Source organism: Catenuloplanes japonicus (assembly GCF_000717135.1).
Taxonomy (GTDB): domain Bacteria; phylum Actinomycetota; class Actinomycetes; order Mycobacteriales; family Micromonosporaceae; genus Catenuloplanes; species Catenuloplanes japonicus.
On the sequence record NZ_JNXY01000004.1, the window covers coordinates 69,356 to 84,433 of the forward strand.

The following is a 15,078-nucleotide window of genomic DNA, read 5'->3' on the forward strand; positions in this document are numbered from 1 at the left end:
AAACGCCTCAGAAGCGGAACGCGTCCATGATCGTCTGCTGGACCGTGCCGCCCGAGCGGTCGGTGGCGGTGCTGCGGACGGAGACGGTGCCGGAACCTGTGGGGCGGGGGATCACGGCCAGGCCGGTGCCGGCGAACTGGAGGGTCTCGGGCTTGGTCCAGGTGCGGCCTCGGTCGTGCGACACCTCCAGCGAGACCGTCGTGATCGCCGGAGCGCCCGCCTGTGACTGCGGGTGGAACGGCAGCAGGTAGTGGCTCCCGCCCAGCACCGTGTTGCGATCGTCCACCACCGGCTGGAAGCGCATCACCGACAGCGGCAACGGCGTGGCCGAGGCGGTCCGCGCGGATACGAACGTCCACGCCACCAGGTTCTCGGTCGACAGCCCGACCACCGGACGCCGCCCGGTCGCCACCGACAGCCGATACGTCCCCTTGTCCGCCGCGACCGTGGCGTTCAGGGCCGGATACGACTGCGTCACCACCGGCACCCCGTCGCGTTCGAGCCGCAGCACGGTCCCGGTCACGATCGCGCTGCCGTAGCGCCCCTGATCGTCGCTGTAGAGGTTCGGCACGCCGGTGATCAGATCCCCGTCACGTGCCAGCGGCGCCTCCCCCGGCGGGAACGCCGGCCCGAACACCCCTCGGTTCCACCGCTGCGTATAGGAACGACCCGCAAGATACCGCGACGCGGCCCCGGTCCAGCTGTTCGCATACGTCGCCGTTCCCGGCGGGAAGTCCGACATGCCCAGCACGTTGTGCCAGAACCGCGTCTCCCATCGCACCCCGGGCGCGCTCACGAAATGGTCCGTCCGCACGCCGGGCAGCGCATGCTCCGCCGAGAACGCGAACTCGTCGTACCCGTGGTCCGCCCAGACCGGCAGGTTGAACAGCGTCACCGTCGAACCGTCCACCGCGGACGCCAGCTCCTGCCGGACCACCGCCGACCCGGCCACCGGCACCACACCGGCGTACCCGTCGACCACGCCCGGCGTGACGAGCGTGGCGTTCAGCGTCCACGGGCTGTTCTTCCCGCGGCCGTCGTCGCCCGGGTCGGCGAAGCCCGCACTGATCCGCGTCTGCACGTGTGACGACGTACCGGCTCCGAGGCGTGCGCTGAAGACCCGGTCGAACGGGCCGCCGATCCCCAGCCCGAGCAGCTCCCCCGCGCCCACCGTGGCGGCAACATTGAGGAAGCCCGCCGGCTGGACCGCGCCGGCCCGGTCCGTGGTCACCGAGACCGGCTTCCCGAGCCGCGCGTCCATGGCGAGCGTCGTGTCCGCGGAGAGCGCGAGTGACGGATCGGTCAGCATCGTCACGGTCCGGTCCGTCGCGGTCAGCGTCATCACGGTCGACGACACCAGGTACCGCCCCGCGGGCAGCCGCAGCGCCACGGTCCCGCTGCGCAGCTCGGTCGCGTAGTAGACGAATCGGCTGTCCAAGCCCGCGACGACGATGCGCGCCCGGTTCGTCGCGACGCCGTCCCGGTTGGTGTGGGCCAGCGTGAGCGTCACGGTCGGCTGCCGGTCGAGTCCGATCGCGGTCCGCACGCTCACGCCGTCGCCGGTTGCGGTCAGCACGCCGCCGAACGCGCCGGGTCCGCGCGCCGGTGCGGCGTCCACGGTCACGTCCACGCTCGCGGATCCGCCCGCCGGGACCACGAGCGTGCCGGCACCGAGGCGGAACATCCCGTCGGGCGCGGCATGCCCGAGCGTGGTCAGACCATCAAGGGCAAGCCGCAGCCGTACGGTGGCGGCGCCTGCATTGTGGTAGGTCACCGTGCGGACCGTCGCGGCGCCGACCTCGGAGAGGTCGTCGACCTGCACGCTCGCCGGCGACGTGGTGATCGTCTGGGTCACCGCGCGGCCCGCGTCCAGCCGGCCGGCACCCTGCCCGTAGGGCGACACGGCCGAGGCCAGCGGCGCGCTCGACGCGGTCAGCACGGCCTTGAGCTGCGACGACGACCACGACGGATGCTGCTGGGCGAGGATCGCGGCGGCGCCGGCCACGTGTGGCGCGGCCATCGAGGTGCCGCTCAGCGTGGCGTGTCCGCCGCCGGGCGCGGCCGCGGTGATGTCCGTGCCGGGCGCGGCCAGGTCGGGCTTGAGCACGCCCGCGTCCGCGCGCGGGCCGCCGCTGGAGTAGTCGGCGAGCGTGTCGTCCTTGTTCGTGGCCGCGACCGCGAGCGCGGCGGACGCGCTGGCCGGGGAGCTGACGGGTGCGTTCGCGCCGCTGTTGCCGGCCGAGATGACGAAGAGCGTGCCGTACTCGGCGCTGAGCGTGTCGACGGCCTCCTCCAGCTGGTCCGCGCCCTCCTCGTCCGGGCCGCCGATGCTGATGTTGACCACGCGCAGCCGCAGGTCGGCGGCCATCCAGCGCATCGCCTCGATCATGGCGGACTCGGTGCAGGACCGGCTCGGGCACACCTTGCCGCTGTAGATCCGCGCGTCCGGGGCGACGGCGGCCACGGTCGAGGCCACGTGCGTGGCGTGGCCGGTGGAGTCCGCGAGGCCGGTGCCGGTGAAGTCGCGGGCCTCGACGCGGCCGGCCAGGTCCGGGTGGGTGACGTCCACGCCGCTGTCGATCACGCCGACCGCGACGCCGGCGCCGGTGAACCCGGCCGCCCAGGCCTCGGGCGCACCGATCAACGGCACGCTGTCCGCCAGCTGCAGCTCCCGCTTGCCGTCGAGCCACACCTTGCGCACCTCGGGCCGCAGCGCACGCTCGGGCCGCAGCGCCCGCTCCGGCGCGCGCCCGCCCGGCGTCGCATCGGCGCCCGGCGTCGTCAGCGCGTCCCACAGCTCAGCGGCCCCGCCACGGTCCTGCGTGACCGCGAGCCCGTCGACCGCGGTCAGGTCCGCCACGACCTCCGACGAAGAGGCGGCGGCATCGACCCTCGAACGGAGAGCACCCGCGTCACCGCCGGCGTACGACACGATCAGCGGCAGGTCGCCGTGCGCGTCGTCGTAGCCTGACTCGATCAGCGTGGTCACGTCGAACAGCCGCGGGTCGAGAAGCCCGTCCCCGAGCAGCGGCAGCGCGTCCACCGGCACGACTTCGAGGCGCCCCGCGTACCGCCGGGTCAGGTATTGCATGTCCTCGCGTCCGGGCGAGGGCAGCTTGACGACGGAGGCGCCGTCCGCACCGACCGCGAACCGGTCCCCGGTGATCAGCGTGACCGTGTGCGGGCCGGCCTGCACGGGATCCGACGGCGGTGAGGCGGCGGCAGGCGCCACGGCGCACACCGAGGCGAGCGAGAGCAGGCACAATCCTGCGCGGGTACGAATCGGCACGAGCGCGATCATGAAGCTCTACATGCGAATGGGTCAATAGATGTAGGGAACCTTTAACACAGCCCCTGCAACGTGTCCGAGGGATGGCAGCCGTACCGGTCGCGGTACCGCGCGGCGAACCGGCCCAGGTGGACGAACCCCCACCGGTTGGCGATCTCCGCCACGCCGGCCGCGGCCGGGTCGGAGACGGACAGGTCCAGGTGCGCGCGGGTCAGGCGGACGTCGCGCAGATATTCGGTCGGGGTGGCGCCGCAGTGCCGCCGGAAGCCCATCTGCAGCGCGCGCACGCTGACCTGGCCGATGCGGGCCAGGTCGCCGAGCGTCCACGGCCGTTCCGGCGCGTCGTGGATCGCGTTCAGCGCGCGCTGGATCGACACGGACGAGGCCGCGCGCACGGCGGGCTCGCGCAGCAGGTCCGCGTACTGGTGGTCGACGGAGAGCAGCAGCGCGCGCACCACGTTCTCCGCGAGCGGCGGGCCGAGGATGGGGTGCGAGGCGAGCCCGTCCGGGTTGCGGGCCTCGGCGGCGAGCAGCCGGATCAGCCCCGCCCAGGTGCGCCCCGGGCCGGACGTGACGTCCATGGTCGGGCCGAGCAGCAGCGGACCGTCGACCGGGCGTCCGATGATGCGGCGCAGCGCACGCTCCATGACCTGCCGGTCCACCTTCACCGCGAGCAGCGTGCACCCCGCCTCCCACCGGCTGACGGTGGTGAGGCCCTCCGGGCGGAACACCGCGGCCTCCTTCCCGCCGGCGACCATCGGCCCGGTGTGCGGCTGCTCCCACGCCATGAACCCGTCACCGACCGGCAGGTTCACGTGATAGGAGCCCAGCTCCGGCGTGATCGTCCGGACGTCCACGCCGAACCGCAGCGCGCCGACGGTCAGTGCGGGGCTCTGCAGCAGGTCGAACGAGGCCCCGACCGCGGTCGCCCGTCCGAGAACGTCGAGCCGCGAGCCGTAATAGCTGTCCACGACGACCGATCGCGCATGGTCGAGGTCGTCCGTGCGCACTGACTGGTGCACGCCGCTCCTTCCGGTCCCTCCCACGTTAACGCCCGGCAAGGCGTTGGATACGCACTCGCGCGGGTGAGCCGCGCCGACCTGAGGGAATGCTTCCGTAAAGCGAACTTCCGTCCTTTGTGCTCGCCGCGCGAAACACCTGCCGAGCGCGCCCGCCGCCAGATCAAAATCAAGATCAAATCCCGGGGGTGCGGCCGGGGAGCGCGCCATCACGTAACGTGAGATCACGTGGGCAGGAAATGGCCGGAGAGCGGCGCCTGGGTCGTCGTCCCCACGTCCGCCGGCGCGGACTGGGCACTGGCCGCGGCCACGCTCGCCGCGGCCGCCTCCACCAGGGTGGCCGCAGTGGCCGCCGGCGTCACCGTCCCGCCCGACCCTCGCCTGCTCGCCCACGTCGCCACCTGGGCCGAGCTGCACGACGGCGCCCGCGACCCGGTACGCCTCGCCGACGTGCTCCGCGTCGTCGACGCACTCGCGCACACCCACGGCCTGGTACTGGTCGCCGGCCCCGGCGGTCTCCTGGTGCCGCTCGCGCGCACCGGCTGGACCATGTCGGGCCTGGCCGCGGCGCTCGGCGCGCCGGTCGTGGTGGTCGTCGGCGCGGACCCGCGCGCCGTGAACTACACGACCGTGGAAGCACTGGAGGCCCGCGGCCTGACATCCGCCCTGGTCACGGTCGGCTCGGCGCCGGAGTCGCTCCCGGCGGAGCCGTCCGGGCGCATTCCGGCGGGCGCGGGCACGCCGGACGCGGAGACCGCCCGCAGCTTCCTGGACCCGATGCTGCACGCCGCGGCCGGAGCGCCGCCGGGCACAGGGGCGGGGGCGCCGCCGGGCACCGCAGCCGGAACACCGCCGGGCACAGGGCCGGGGAGGCCGCCTGGCTTCCCGGCCGAACGGCCGCCGGGTTCCGCGGCCGGAGCGCCGCCGGGTTCAGGGACAGGAACGCCGCCGGGTTCCGCGGCTGGAACGCCGCCGGGCACCGCGAGCGGGAGGCCGCCGGGCTCACCGGCCGAAAGCCCGCCAGGCTCCGCGGCCGGAACGCCACCGGGCACTACGACCGGGAGGCCGCCGGGCTCACCGGCCGGAACGCCACCGGGCACCGAGGCCAGGCCAAGGGCCGCGCCGGAGTCCGCGTCGGCCGGGCCAGGGACGGCAGCGGCTGCCGGGGCGGCTTCCGCGCCGGTGGGCCGGTCCGGGTCTGTTTCGGCGGCACGGCAACGATTTCCACCGGCCGCCGGGTCGTCGTCCGCGCGGGCGGATCAGGCGGGTTCCGCGTCGGCGGACCGGACCGGGTCCGATCCGATGGGGAGTGACCGGTGGCCGAGCGGCGGGCCGTGGGTCGTCGTGCCGGCCTCCGCGACCGTGGACTGGCAGGTGGCGGTCGCGGCGATCGCGGCGGCATCCACGGCCCGGGTCGCGGGGGTCTCGATCGGCACTGCCGGGGCACCCGCCGCGCCGATCGCCGCCCACCTGGCGACCTGGATCGCGCTGCGCGACGGCGAGATCGACCCGCTGCGGCAGCAGGACGCGGCCACGGTCGTGCGGGCGCTCGCCCGTACCCACGAGTTGGTGTTGATCGTCGGGGTTGACGGCCGGGCGCTTCTCGACGTGGCGGCCGCGCTCGGCGCCCCGGTCGTCGTGGTCACCGGCGCCGGTGACGTGGGCCCGATGCTCGGCGCGATCGACGAACGCGGACTGACCGCGGCCGTCGTCACGGTCGGTGAGGTCCCGGTAGACGGCACGGCCGACGGACGCGGACCGGCGGCCCTCACCACCGACGAGGTCCCGGCCGACGAACCCGGACCAGCCCCGACGGCCATCACCACCGGCGAGATCACGACGCCCGACACGGCCGACGAACCCGGACCAGCCCCAGAGGACGCCACGACCGGCAAGGTCCCGACACCTGCCGCGATCGACGAACCCGGACCGGCCCCGGCAGCCCTCACGACCGACGACGTCCCGGCACCCGGCACGGTCTACGAACCCGGACCGGTTCCGACGGCCGTCGCCGTCGGCGAGGTCCCAGCGCTCGACGAAGCCGGACCGGCCCCGGCAGCCGGTGAGATCCCGGCGCCCGGCGCGGTCGATGCACCCGGACCGGTTACGGCCGGTGAGACTGCGGTGGTGCCGGCGGGGCGGATTCCGGCCGGTACCCGGGAGTTGGAGGCGGACGCCGCCCGTGAGTTTCTGCACCCGATGCTGCACGCCTCGCCCGCGACCGTCCCGCCGATGCCGCCGTTCACGCGGTCCTACGAACCGTCGAAGGGCGGCTCGTCCCGGACCGGGCCGGGACGAGCCGTACTCCTGGTGCTGATGATCTTTGTGATCATGTCGGTGAGCGCGGTCGGTCTTGCCTACTGCAATCGGACGCCGGCCGACCCCGGGGCGGGGCAGGAGCCGGCGTTCGCGCCGGACTGGCCGGAGGAACCGGACTGGCCGGAGGAGCCCGAGGAGGCGCCGACCCCGTGGCCACGGCAGAACGTGTGTCTCCTGAGGCCGCTCACCGCCGCACCCACCCGGCCGGACGCGGCGATGACGAGCCGGGTCGACGCCGCCTGGACGCGCATCGAGACCTGGCTGGCGGCGAACGCGCCGGCCAGCAGCCGCACGCTACGGCCACCGGCCGCGATCGCGGAGATCGACGCGGCGCAGCGACGGATGTCGGTGGTGTTCCCGCCGGACCTGGTCGCGTCGCTGCAGCGTCACGACGGCGCGGAGGACTTCCGCCTGCCGCCCGGTTTCAGCCCGATGACGGTCGCGGAGAGCATCGAGACCTGGCAGATGCTGTGCGAGATCGTCTCCGACAATCCGGACGTTCAGGGCCAGTGGTGGGACGAGGGTCTCGTCCCGTTCGCCGCCGCCGGCAACGGCGATCACCTGGTCGTCGACCAGCGGCCGGGCAACCACGGCCGGGTCGGCGAGTTCTTCCACGAGGAGGGGCTCAACTTCGCGCGCTGGCCCGCGACCCTGGTGGAGCTGCTGGAGCAGACCGCCACCGCGCTGGAGACCGGGCAGACCGGCGGCGGGCTGCGGACGACGGTCGAGGACGGCTACCTGGTCTGGGACTGAAACGCGTCCAGCGAGACAGTGCTCCATTCGCGCCACGTCGCGAGGCGGTCCTGGTAGATCGCCTCGATCTCCGGGAGGACGTCGCCCAGGACGAGCCGCCGTGGCGGACGCTCCGCGTCGACCAGCGTGAGCACGGCCGCCGTGGTGGCGGACGGGTCGCCGAGCCGGAAGTCCACCGCGGTGTCGATGTGCGCCTGCGCGTAGTCGGGCAGCTCCGCGCTCTGCCGGATCGCGGTGGAGAAGCCGGTCGCGTACGGGCCGGGCTCGACCGACGTGATGTGGAAGCCGAACCCGGCGGTCTCCAGCGCGAGCGCCTCGGTCAGCCCCTCGACCGCCCACTTCGAGGCGTGGTAGGCGCCGAAGCCGGGGTAGGCGCGCACGCCGCCCTCGCTGGTGACCTGCAGCAGGTGGCCGCCGCGCTGGCGGCGCAGGACCGGCAGGACGGCCTGGGTGACCCAGACCGCGCCGAAGAAGTTCGTCTCCAGCTGCTCGCGCAGCTCGCGCTCGGTCACCTCCTCGACCATGCCGACGTGGCCGTAGCCGGCGTTGTTGACGACGACGTCGAGCCGGCCGAAGCGCGCGACCGCGTGGGCGACGGCCGCGAACACGCCCTCCCGGTCGGTGACGTCGAGCTCCAGCGGCAGGACCGCGTCGCCGAAGCGGGCGACGAGCGCGTCCAGGCTCTCCGCCTTCCGGGCGGTGGCGACGACGCGGTCACCGCGCTCGAGGGCGGCCTCGGCCCAGAGGCGGCCGAGTCCGTTGGACGTACCGGTGATGAACCAGATTTTGCTCATGCGTCGAGTCTGCCCAGTGCGGCAGTATGCCACCAGCGAATGTTCTTCATGGCAGGTATTCCATAATGGCATATGAGCTTGAACGTGCATCCTCAGTTGCTGCGGGCGCTGCGGACCGTGATCGACACCGGCTCGCTCACCGCGGCCTCGGAACGGCTCGGCTTCACGCAGTCCGCGCTGTCCAAGCAGATCAGCGCGCTCGAGGCCGCGGCCGGCACGCCGCTGGTCCGGCGCGGCCCGCGCGGCGTGGAGCCGACCGAGGCGGGCACCCGGCTGGCGGCCCGCGCCGCCACGATCCTGGACCAGCTCGACGCCGCCGCCCGCGAGCTGGACGACCTGTCCGCGCCGCTCGGCGGCCGGCTGACGCTCGGCGGCTTCCCGGCGACCGCGATGAGCCTGGTGCCGCGCACGATCGCCCGGGTCCGCGCGGAACATCCGTCCATCGAGATCGGCTTCCTGGAGTCCTCGACCGCGGTGCAGATCCGGCGGCTGCGGGCCGGGCGCCTGGACCTCGCGGTCATCGCCACCGGTGAGGGCCTGCCCGGGTACGACCTGACCGGCATCGAGGTCGACCGGCTGCCGGCCGGCCCGCTGCTGGTCGTGGTCGGCCGCCGCCACCGGCTGGCCCGTGCCGAACGCGTCCCGGTCGGGGAGCTGGCCGGCGAGGACTGGATCGCCGGGCGGGGCGCGCGGTCCGAGCCGCAGTTCGGCGCGTGGCCGACGCTGCGGGATCCGCGCGTGGTCACCGAGCTGGGCGACTGGTCGGCCCGGCTCGGCTTCGTCGCGGCCGGGCTCGGCATCACCACCGTCCCGAGCCTGGGCGTGGGCGTGCTGCCCGGCGACGTCGTCTGCATCGAGGTGGACGACCCGTCCTGGACCGGGCGCGCGCTGGGGCTGGCCCGGGTCGGCGCGCTCACGGCGCCGGCGGCCGCGGTCCGGGCCGCGCTGATCACCGAGGCCCGGACCTTGGCCGCCCGCTGAGTCTGCACTCAGAAACAGGATCCGCGGACGCCGACCGGCTCACCGGGCCTGACCGGCGGATGGACGGTGCCGCGCCACCCCCGTGCGCCGGCTCATTGCTCATGTGCGCAGTCCGCTGCAATTGCGCGGTTGCGCAGCCGATCCGCGCGGACTCCTCGACGTCCGGCCCCCGGCGTGGCGCAATCTCCTCCGTCACCGCGCCGCGTCCGGCGCCGGACGTCACACCACACGGAGGGGACCATGAAACACGATCAGAGGACCGCGAGGCGGCGGGTACTCACGCTGCTGATGGCCGTGGCAGTCGCGTTGATGGGCGCGTTCGCCGTGGCCGGCCCTGCACGGGCGGCGTCCGCCGGCCCCTACCAGATCGAGCTCAACCTCCCCGGTCTGTGTCTGGACGTACCGTTCGGGAACCCCGCGAACAACCTCCAGGTCGTGCAGTGGGAGTGCAACGGCGGCAGCAACCAGCGCTGGTACTTCGACTGGACGGACAACGGGTACGCCCAGATCCGCAACGTGGCCACCGGCAAGTGCCTCAACGTGGAGGGCGGCAGCGCCGAGGAGATGGCCAGGGTCATCCAGTACGACTGCACGCTCCAGGAGAACGCGCAGTGGCAGGGCTACGAGTACAAGTGGGACTACGCCGCCGACGGCGTCTACCGCCAGTACCGCTACCTCATGCCACGGCACGTCGGCTACTGCCTCAACAGCTCCGGCGGTACGACGGCGAACGGCAACCCGATGATCCTGTTCCGATGCCAGCCGTACTACCCCGCTCCCTACTACCGGAACGGCCTGTTCACCTGGTACTGAGCCCGGCCTGAACGCGGCCGTCGCACGCCTCCCCGTGCGACGGCCGCCTCTCGGGGTGTCATCTCGATCACGAGGCGTGCCCGCGGTCTCCAGCTCGGTGAGCGCCGGGATCGCACGCATCCGACGGTCCCCAATATCTCGAAATTTCGGGTGCGGAGCGCCCGCCCGGTCTGCATCCGGTCGGCACCGACACGAATGGGCAAGGAACTACCGCGGGTTTGCCGGAGCACGGCGGGACTGGCTCCTCGCGTCGTGCGGAGCGCCAGCGGAGCCCGACGCGAGGTTTGCCCGCGGGAGCAACGCTGCCGGACCACGCCGGAAGCGGGAAATGAATTAGATCTTGATCTGGGTTGTCGCCTCCTGGCCGGCGAGCATCCCGGCGGCGAGGCACGGCGCCGGGCCATCGTGCCGGCGGAATCGGGGTCTGGGGTCGCCCCCAGGGAGGTTCAAGTGGGGCCTGGGGTCGCCCCCGGGAAGGCTCAGGTGTCGGCCGCGGGCGCGCTCAGGCGATGAGTTGGTCGATGATGAGGGCGGTGGCGCCGGCCAGGGAGGCGATGATGGCGGTGGCGCGGAGGCGGGGGCGGCTCATGAAGCGGTTGACGTAGCGGGACAGGAAGTAGCCGGCCAGCGTCGCGGGCAGGAACCAGAGCGTGGTGCGCAGCGTGCCGGTGCCGATCTGGCCGGCGATGAGCAGGCCGGTCAGCGACATCATGGAGCCGATCAGGAAGAACGTGGACATGGTGCCCCGCAGGCGCGCGCCGGACGACCCCTGCCAGATCAGTGCCATCGGCGGCCCGCCGATGGACGTCGCGGTGCCGAGCATGCCGGAGGCGGCGCCGGCCAGGACGGTGGCGCGTCGCGTGGGTTCCGGGGACCAGCCGCCGATGGCGGAGATGACGCCGAGCACGACGACGCCGCCGAGCAGCAGCGCCAGCCAGCGGTGCGGGAGCAGCGCGACCAGGAGGACGCCGGCGACCGTGCCGGGTATGCGGCCGAAGAGTGCCCAGCCGGCGCCGCTGAGGTTGACGGCGGCGCGTTCGCGGATGGTGATGATCAGGGTCAGGGCGGCGGCCAGCATGATCAGCATGCCGGGGAGCAGGTCCGGGTCGATGACGGCGACGATCGGGGCGGCGACCATGCCCATGCCGAAGCCGATCGAGCCCTGAAGCGCGCCGGCCACCACGACCGCGACCGAGATCAGGGCGAAGGCCCAGGGACTCATACGGCGGTGAGCGAGAGCGGGAAGTGGCACTCCGCGATGTGGCCGGGGGTGGCGGGGTCCGCGGTCGCGGGTGGCGGCGTGGCGCACTGGTCGGTGGCCTTCCAGCAGCGGGTGCGGAACCGGCAGCCGGACGGCGGGTCGATCGGTGACGGCAGCTCGCCGGTGAGCAGGATCTTCTCCTTCTTCTCCCGGTCCGCGCGGCGCAGCGACGGCGCGGCGGACAGCAGCGCCTTCGTGTACGGGTGCCGCGGGTTCTCGAAGACCTCGGCGGTGGTGCCGGTCTCGACGATCCGGCCGAGGTACATGACCGCGACCCGGTCCGCGACGTGCTTGACCACGGACAGGTCGTGCGAGATGAACAGGTACGACACGGACAGCTGTTTCTGCAGCTCGTTGAGGAGGTTCAGCACCTGGGCCTGCACGGACAGGTCGAGCGCGGAGACCGGTTCGTCGCAGATGACCACGTCCGGGCCGAGCGCGAGCGCGCGGGCGATGCCGAGCCGCTGCCGCTGCCCGCCGGAGAACTCCTGCGGGTACCGGTTGGCGTCGCTGGGCCGCAGCCCGACCAGGTGCAGCAGTTCCCGGACGCGGGCGGCGCGCTCACGCGCGGTCTTGAAAAGATCCTTGTGGGTACGCCACGGCTCCGCGATGATCTCCGCCGCGGTGAGCCGGGGGTTGAGCGAGGCGTAGGGGTCCTGGAACACCATCTGCACGCGCCGCCGGTGCCGCTGCAGGTCGGTCTTGCGCAGCGCGAACGGGTCGACGCCGCCGAACCGGACCGTGCCGGCGTCCGGGCGTTCGAGCAGCATCAGCGTGCGGGCGAGCGTGGACTTGCCGCAGCCGGACTCGCCGACGAGCCCGAGCGTCTCGCCCTTCTCCAGGTGCAGGTCGATGCCGTCCAGCGCGCGCAGCCGGCCCTTCGGGACCGCGAAGCTCTTGGTGATCCCGTGCACGTCAAGCAGCATGTGACACTCCCTCGGAGCCGGATGCGGAGGCGGCGTGGCAGGCGACGGCCCGGTCACCGGTCTTGACCAGGGCAGGCCGTGACGTCCGGCAGACGTCCATGACCAGCGGGCATCGTGCCTGGTAGGGGCAGCCCGGCGGGATCGAGAACAGGTCCGGCGGCGAGCCGGGGATGGAGCTGAGGTCGGCGCCGCGCTCCGCGTCGACCGGCACGGATTCCAGGAGCCCACGGGTGTACGGGTGGCGCGGGTCCTCGAAGACCTGGTCGACCGGGCCGGTTTCGACGATCCGGCCGGAGTACATGACCGCGACCGTGTCCGCCTCCTCCGCGACCACGGACAGGTCGTGCGTGATCAGGATGACGGCCATGTCGTGCTCCTTGCGGAGCCGGGCGAGCAGCGCCAGGATCTGCGCCTGCACGGTCACGTCCAGTGCGGTCGTCGGCTCGTCCGCGATCAGCACCTTGGGCGACAACGCCACGGCCATCGCGATCAGGAGCCGCTGTCGCATACCCCCGGAGAATTGATGGGGGTACGAGTCGGCGCGCGACTCCGGCTCCGGGATTCCGACGTGCCGCATGAGCTCGATGGCCTCGGCGCGCGCGGCCTTGGCGGACATCTTGCGGTGGATCCGGTACGGCTCGGCGAGCTGCACGCCGACCTTGACGACCGGGTTGAGCGCGGTGAGCGCGTCCTGGAAGACGATGGACAGCGCCGGGCCGGCGAGCTGGCGGCGGCGTTTGCGGGACACGGTGAGCAGGTCCTCGCCGTCGATGTCGATGCTGCCGCCGGTGACCTCCGCGATCGGCTCGAGCAGTCCGACGACGGCCTGCGCGGTCATGCTCTTGCCGCAGCCGGACTCGCCGAGCAGCGCCAGCGTGCGCCCGCGGTGCGCGGTGAAGCTGACGCCGTCGACCGCGCGGACCGTGCCGCGGGGCGTGTGCAGGTCGACCGTGAGGCCGTCGACCTTCATGCCGATGTCGGTCATGGTGCCGGGGTTCCCTTCCTGCTGCCGCTCTGTGGGTCGTGGCGCTGAGCCGATGAGCTCACTCATGCCTCCAGGACGGGAACCGCGCGACGGCGACGCCGGCGGCGGGGAGTGGTGAGGCGCCAGCGCTGGCCCGGGTCGGTCGCGAGGCGTACCCATGAGGCCAGAAGGTTTGCCGAGACCGTGGTGATGACGATGGCCAGGCCCGGAAGAACCGACAACCACCACTGGGTACGCAGCTGGTCGCGCCCCTGGGCGACCATGAGCCCCCAGCTGACGTCCGGCGGTTGCACGCCGATGCCGAGGAAGCTGAGCGACGACTCGGCCAGCATCACGTAGCAGAAGTCCAGCGTGGCGACGGTGAGCAGCGTGGGCAGCACGATCGGGAAGATGTGCCGGCGGATGATCGCACCGCTCGGCGTGCCGAACGTGCGCGCCGCGTCGACGAAGACCCGCGACTGCAGCTCGGCCGATTCGGCGCGGGCGGTGCGCAGGTAGACCGGGATGCGGGTCACGGCCAGGATCGCGATGATGCTGGCGATGCTCGGCGAGAAGATGTAGAGCACGACGACGGCCATCAGCAGTGACGGGAAGCTGAGCACCACGTCCGCGATGCGCATGGCGAGCGTCTCCCGCCAGCCGCGGTGGTAGCCGGCCCACATGCCGACGCTGGCGCCGATGACCAGCGAGATGAGCACGACCGGGACGGACACGCTCATGGTGGTCTGGGTGGCGACCATGAGCCGGCCGAGCAGGCTGCGGCCGAGCAGGTCGCCGCCGAGGAAGTACTGCCAGCCGTGGTCCGTGCTGAACGGCGCGAGCCGGGAGAGGGCCAGGTCGCCCTGGGTGGCGGTCGGCCCGGCGAGTTGCCGGCCGAAGACCGCGATGAACGCGACGACGAGGAGCACGATCGCGGCGATGAACGCGAGCGGGTCGGCCAGCAGCATCTTGAGGTAGTTGGGCTTTGTCGCGGCCTCTTCGGTGTCCGCCGGTGAGGTCATGCCGCCGCTCCTGCCTTGTTCCGGACCCGGGCGTCCAGCAGCGCGTACCCGATGTCGATGGCGATGTTGAGCACGAAGATGCTGATCGCGGTGAGCGCGACCGCGGCCTGCAGCACCGCGAAGTCACGCTGCAGGATCGCGTCGATCATGAGTTTGCCGATGCCGGGCCAGCCGAAGATCGACTCGACCACGACCGCGCCGTTGATCAGGCCGACCGCGAGGTCACCGGCGACCGTGAGCGCGGGCGGGGCCGCGTTCTTCAGCGCGTGCCGGGCGACCACCCGGCCCTCGCTCGCGCCCTTGGCGCGGGCGACCTTCACGTAGGGCGAGCCGAGCGCGGAGATCATCGCGCCGCGCACGACCTGGGTGAGCACGCCGGCCGGCCTGACCATCAGCACCGCGATGGGCAGCACCCAGCTGGCGCCTCCGGCGTCGACGCCGGAGGTGGGCAGCACGCCGAGGATGATGGCGAAGACCCAGATGCCGAGGATGGCGAGCCAGAAGTCCGGCACGCTGGCCGCGGTCATGCTGAGCATGCCGGAGACCCTGTCGGCCAGGCCGTTGGGCCGGAGCGCGGCCCAGCAGCCGACCACGATCGCGACCGCGATCGCCAGGACCATGGTGACGACCGCCAGCTGCAGCGTCGCAGGGAACGCGCGCAGCGCCATGGTGGCGGCGTCCTCGCCGGTGCGGAGCGACGTACCGAAGTCCAGTCGCGCCACACCGGCGAAGTAGTCGATCAGTTGGGCCCAGATGGGCTTGTCGAATCCGTTGGCCGCGCTGAACTGCTCCCGCGCCTCGGCGGTGGCGTTCTCCGGCAGGTACAGCGCAGCCGGGTTGCCGGTCAGGCGGGCGAGCACGAACACGCCCAGCACGACCGCCAGCAGCGGCAGGAGGCTTGTCAGCGCGCGTCGGCGCAGGAACGTCAGCATCGGTG

11 protein-coding genes are annotated in these 15,078 nt (G+C 72.8%); 3 read left to right on the forward strand and 8 right to left on the reverse strand.

Features of this window, described 5'->3' with window-relative positions:
• Window positions 1-7: 7 nt before the first annotated feature.
• Complete coding sequence (locus tag OP04_RS06985) at window positions 8-3,289, reverse strand: S8 family peptidase (protein WP_157239405.1); 3,282 nt, start codon at window positions 3,287-3,289, stop codon at window positions 8-10.
• A gap of 53 nt (window positions 3,290-3,342) precedes the next feature.
• Window positions 3,343-4,311 carry an AraC family transcriptional regulator gene (locus OP04_RS06990; RefSeq protein ID WP_033338718.1) on the reverse strand — a complete coding sequence of 323 codons (969 nt, stop codon included), beginning with the start codon at window positions 4,309-4,311 and terminating at the stop codon, window positions 3,343-3,345.
• Between the two features lie 225 nt (window positions 4,312-4,536).
• Between OP04_RS06990 and OP04_RS53050 the strand changes: the two genes are divergently transcribed.
• Window positions 4,537-7,380 (forward strand): SMI1/KNR4 family protein, encoded by a 2,844-nt coding sequence (locus tag OP04_RS53050; protein WP_051797222.1) that lies wholly within the window; start codon window positions 4,537-4,539, stop codon window positions 7,378-7,380.
• Here OP04_RS53050 and OP04_RS07005 read toward each other — a convergent pair.
• Window positions 7,362-8,174 carry an SDR family NAD(P)-dependent oxidoreductase gene (locus tag OP04_RS07005; RefSeq protein WP_033338719.1) on the reverse strand — a complete coding sequence of 271 codons (813 nt, stop codon included), beginning with the start codon at window positions 8,172-8,174 and terminating at the stop codon, window positions 7,362-7,364. The two genes, OP04_RS53050 and OP04_RS07005, sit on opposite strands and share 19 nt — an antisense overlap.
• Before the next feature lie 84 nt (window positions 8,175-8,258).
• Between OP04_RS07005 and OP04_RS07010 the strand changes: the two genes are divergently transcribed.
• Complete coding sequence (locus OP04_RS07010) at window positions 8,259-9,155, forward strand: LysR family transcriptional regulator (protein ID WP_198153756.1); 897 nt, start codon at window positions 8,259-8,261, stop codon at window positions 9,153-9,155.
• 240 nt (window positions 9,156-9,395) lie between these two features.
• Window positions 9,396-9,968: an RICIN domain-containing protein gene (locus OP04_RS07015; RefSeq protein WP_085066289.1), complete on the forward strand. Its 573-nt coding sequence runs from the start codon at window positions 9,396-9,398 to the stop codon at window positions 9,966-9,968.
• Between the two features lie 502 nt (window positions 9,969-10,470).
• Here OP04_RS07015 and OP04_RS07020 read toward each other — a convergent pair.
• From OP04_RS07020 to OP04_RS07040, 5 genes are read right to left on the reverse strand one after another with little or no spacing between them, the layout of a single operon-like run.
• Window positions 10,471-11,190, reverse strand: a complete 720-nt coding sequence (locus OP04_RS07020) for a sulfite exporter TauE/SafE family protein (protein WP_033338721.1) — start codon at window positions 11,188-11,190, stop codon at window positions 10,471-10,473.
• Entirely contained in the window at window positions 11,187-12,155 is a 969-nt protein-coding gene (locus OP04_RS07025; RefSeq protein WP_033338722.1) for an ABC transporter ATP-binding protein, read from the reverse strand. The genes OP04_RS07020 and OP04_RS07025 overlap by 4 nt, the downstream gene beginning before the upstream one ends.
• On the reverse strand, window positions 12,145-13,206 hold the full coding sequence (locus tag OP04_RS07030; protein WP_198153757.1) for an ABC transporter ATP-binding protein: 1,062 nt from the start codon (window positions 13,204-13,206) through the stop codon (window positions 12,145-12,147). The genes OP04_RS07025 and OP04_RS07030 overlap by 11 nt, the downstream gene beginning before the upstream one ends.
• Window positions 13,203-14,141 carry an ABC transporter permease gene (locus OP04_RS07035; RefSeq protein ID WP_051797225.1) on the reverse strand — a complete coding sequence of 313 codons (939 nt, stop codon included), beginning with the start codon at window positions 14,139-14,141 and terminating at the stop codon, window positions 13,203-13,205. Before OP04_RS07035 ends, OP04_RS07030 begins: the two co-directional genes overlap by 4 nt.
• The gene (locus tag OP04_RS07040) at window positions 14,138-15,073 is read right to left on the reverse strand and encodes an ABC transporter permease (RefSeq protein WP_033338723.1); all 936 of its coding nucleotides are present in this window, start codon (window positions 15,071-15,073) and stop codon (window positions 14,138-14,140) included. The genes OP04_RS07035 and OP04_RS07040 overlap by 4 nt, the downstream gene beginning before the upstream one ends.
• Between the last annotated feature and the right edge of the window lie 5 nt (window positions 15,074-15,078).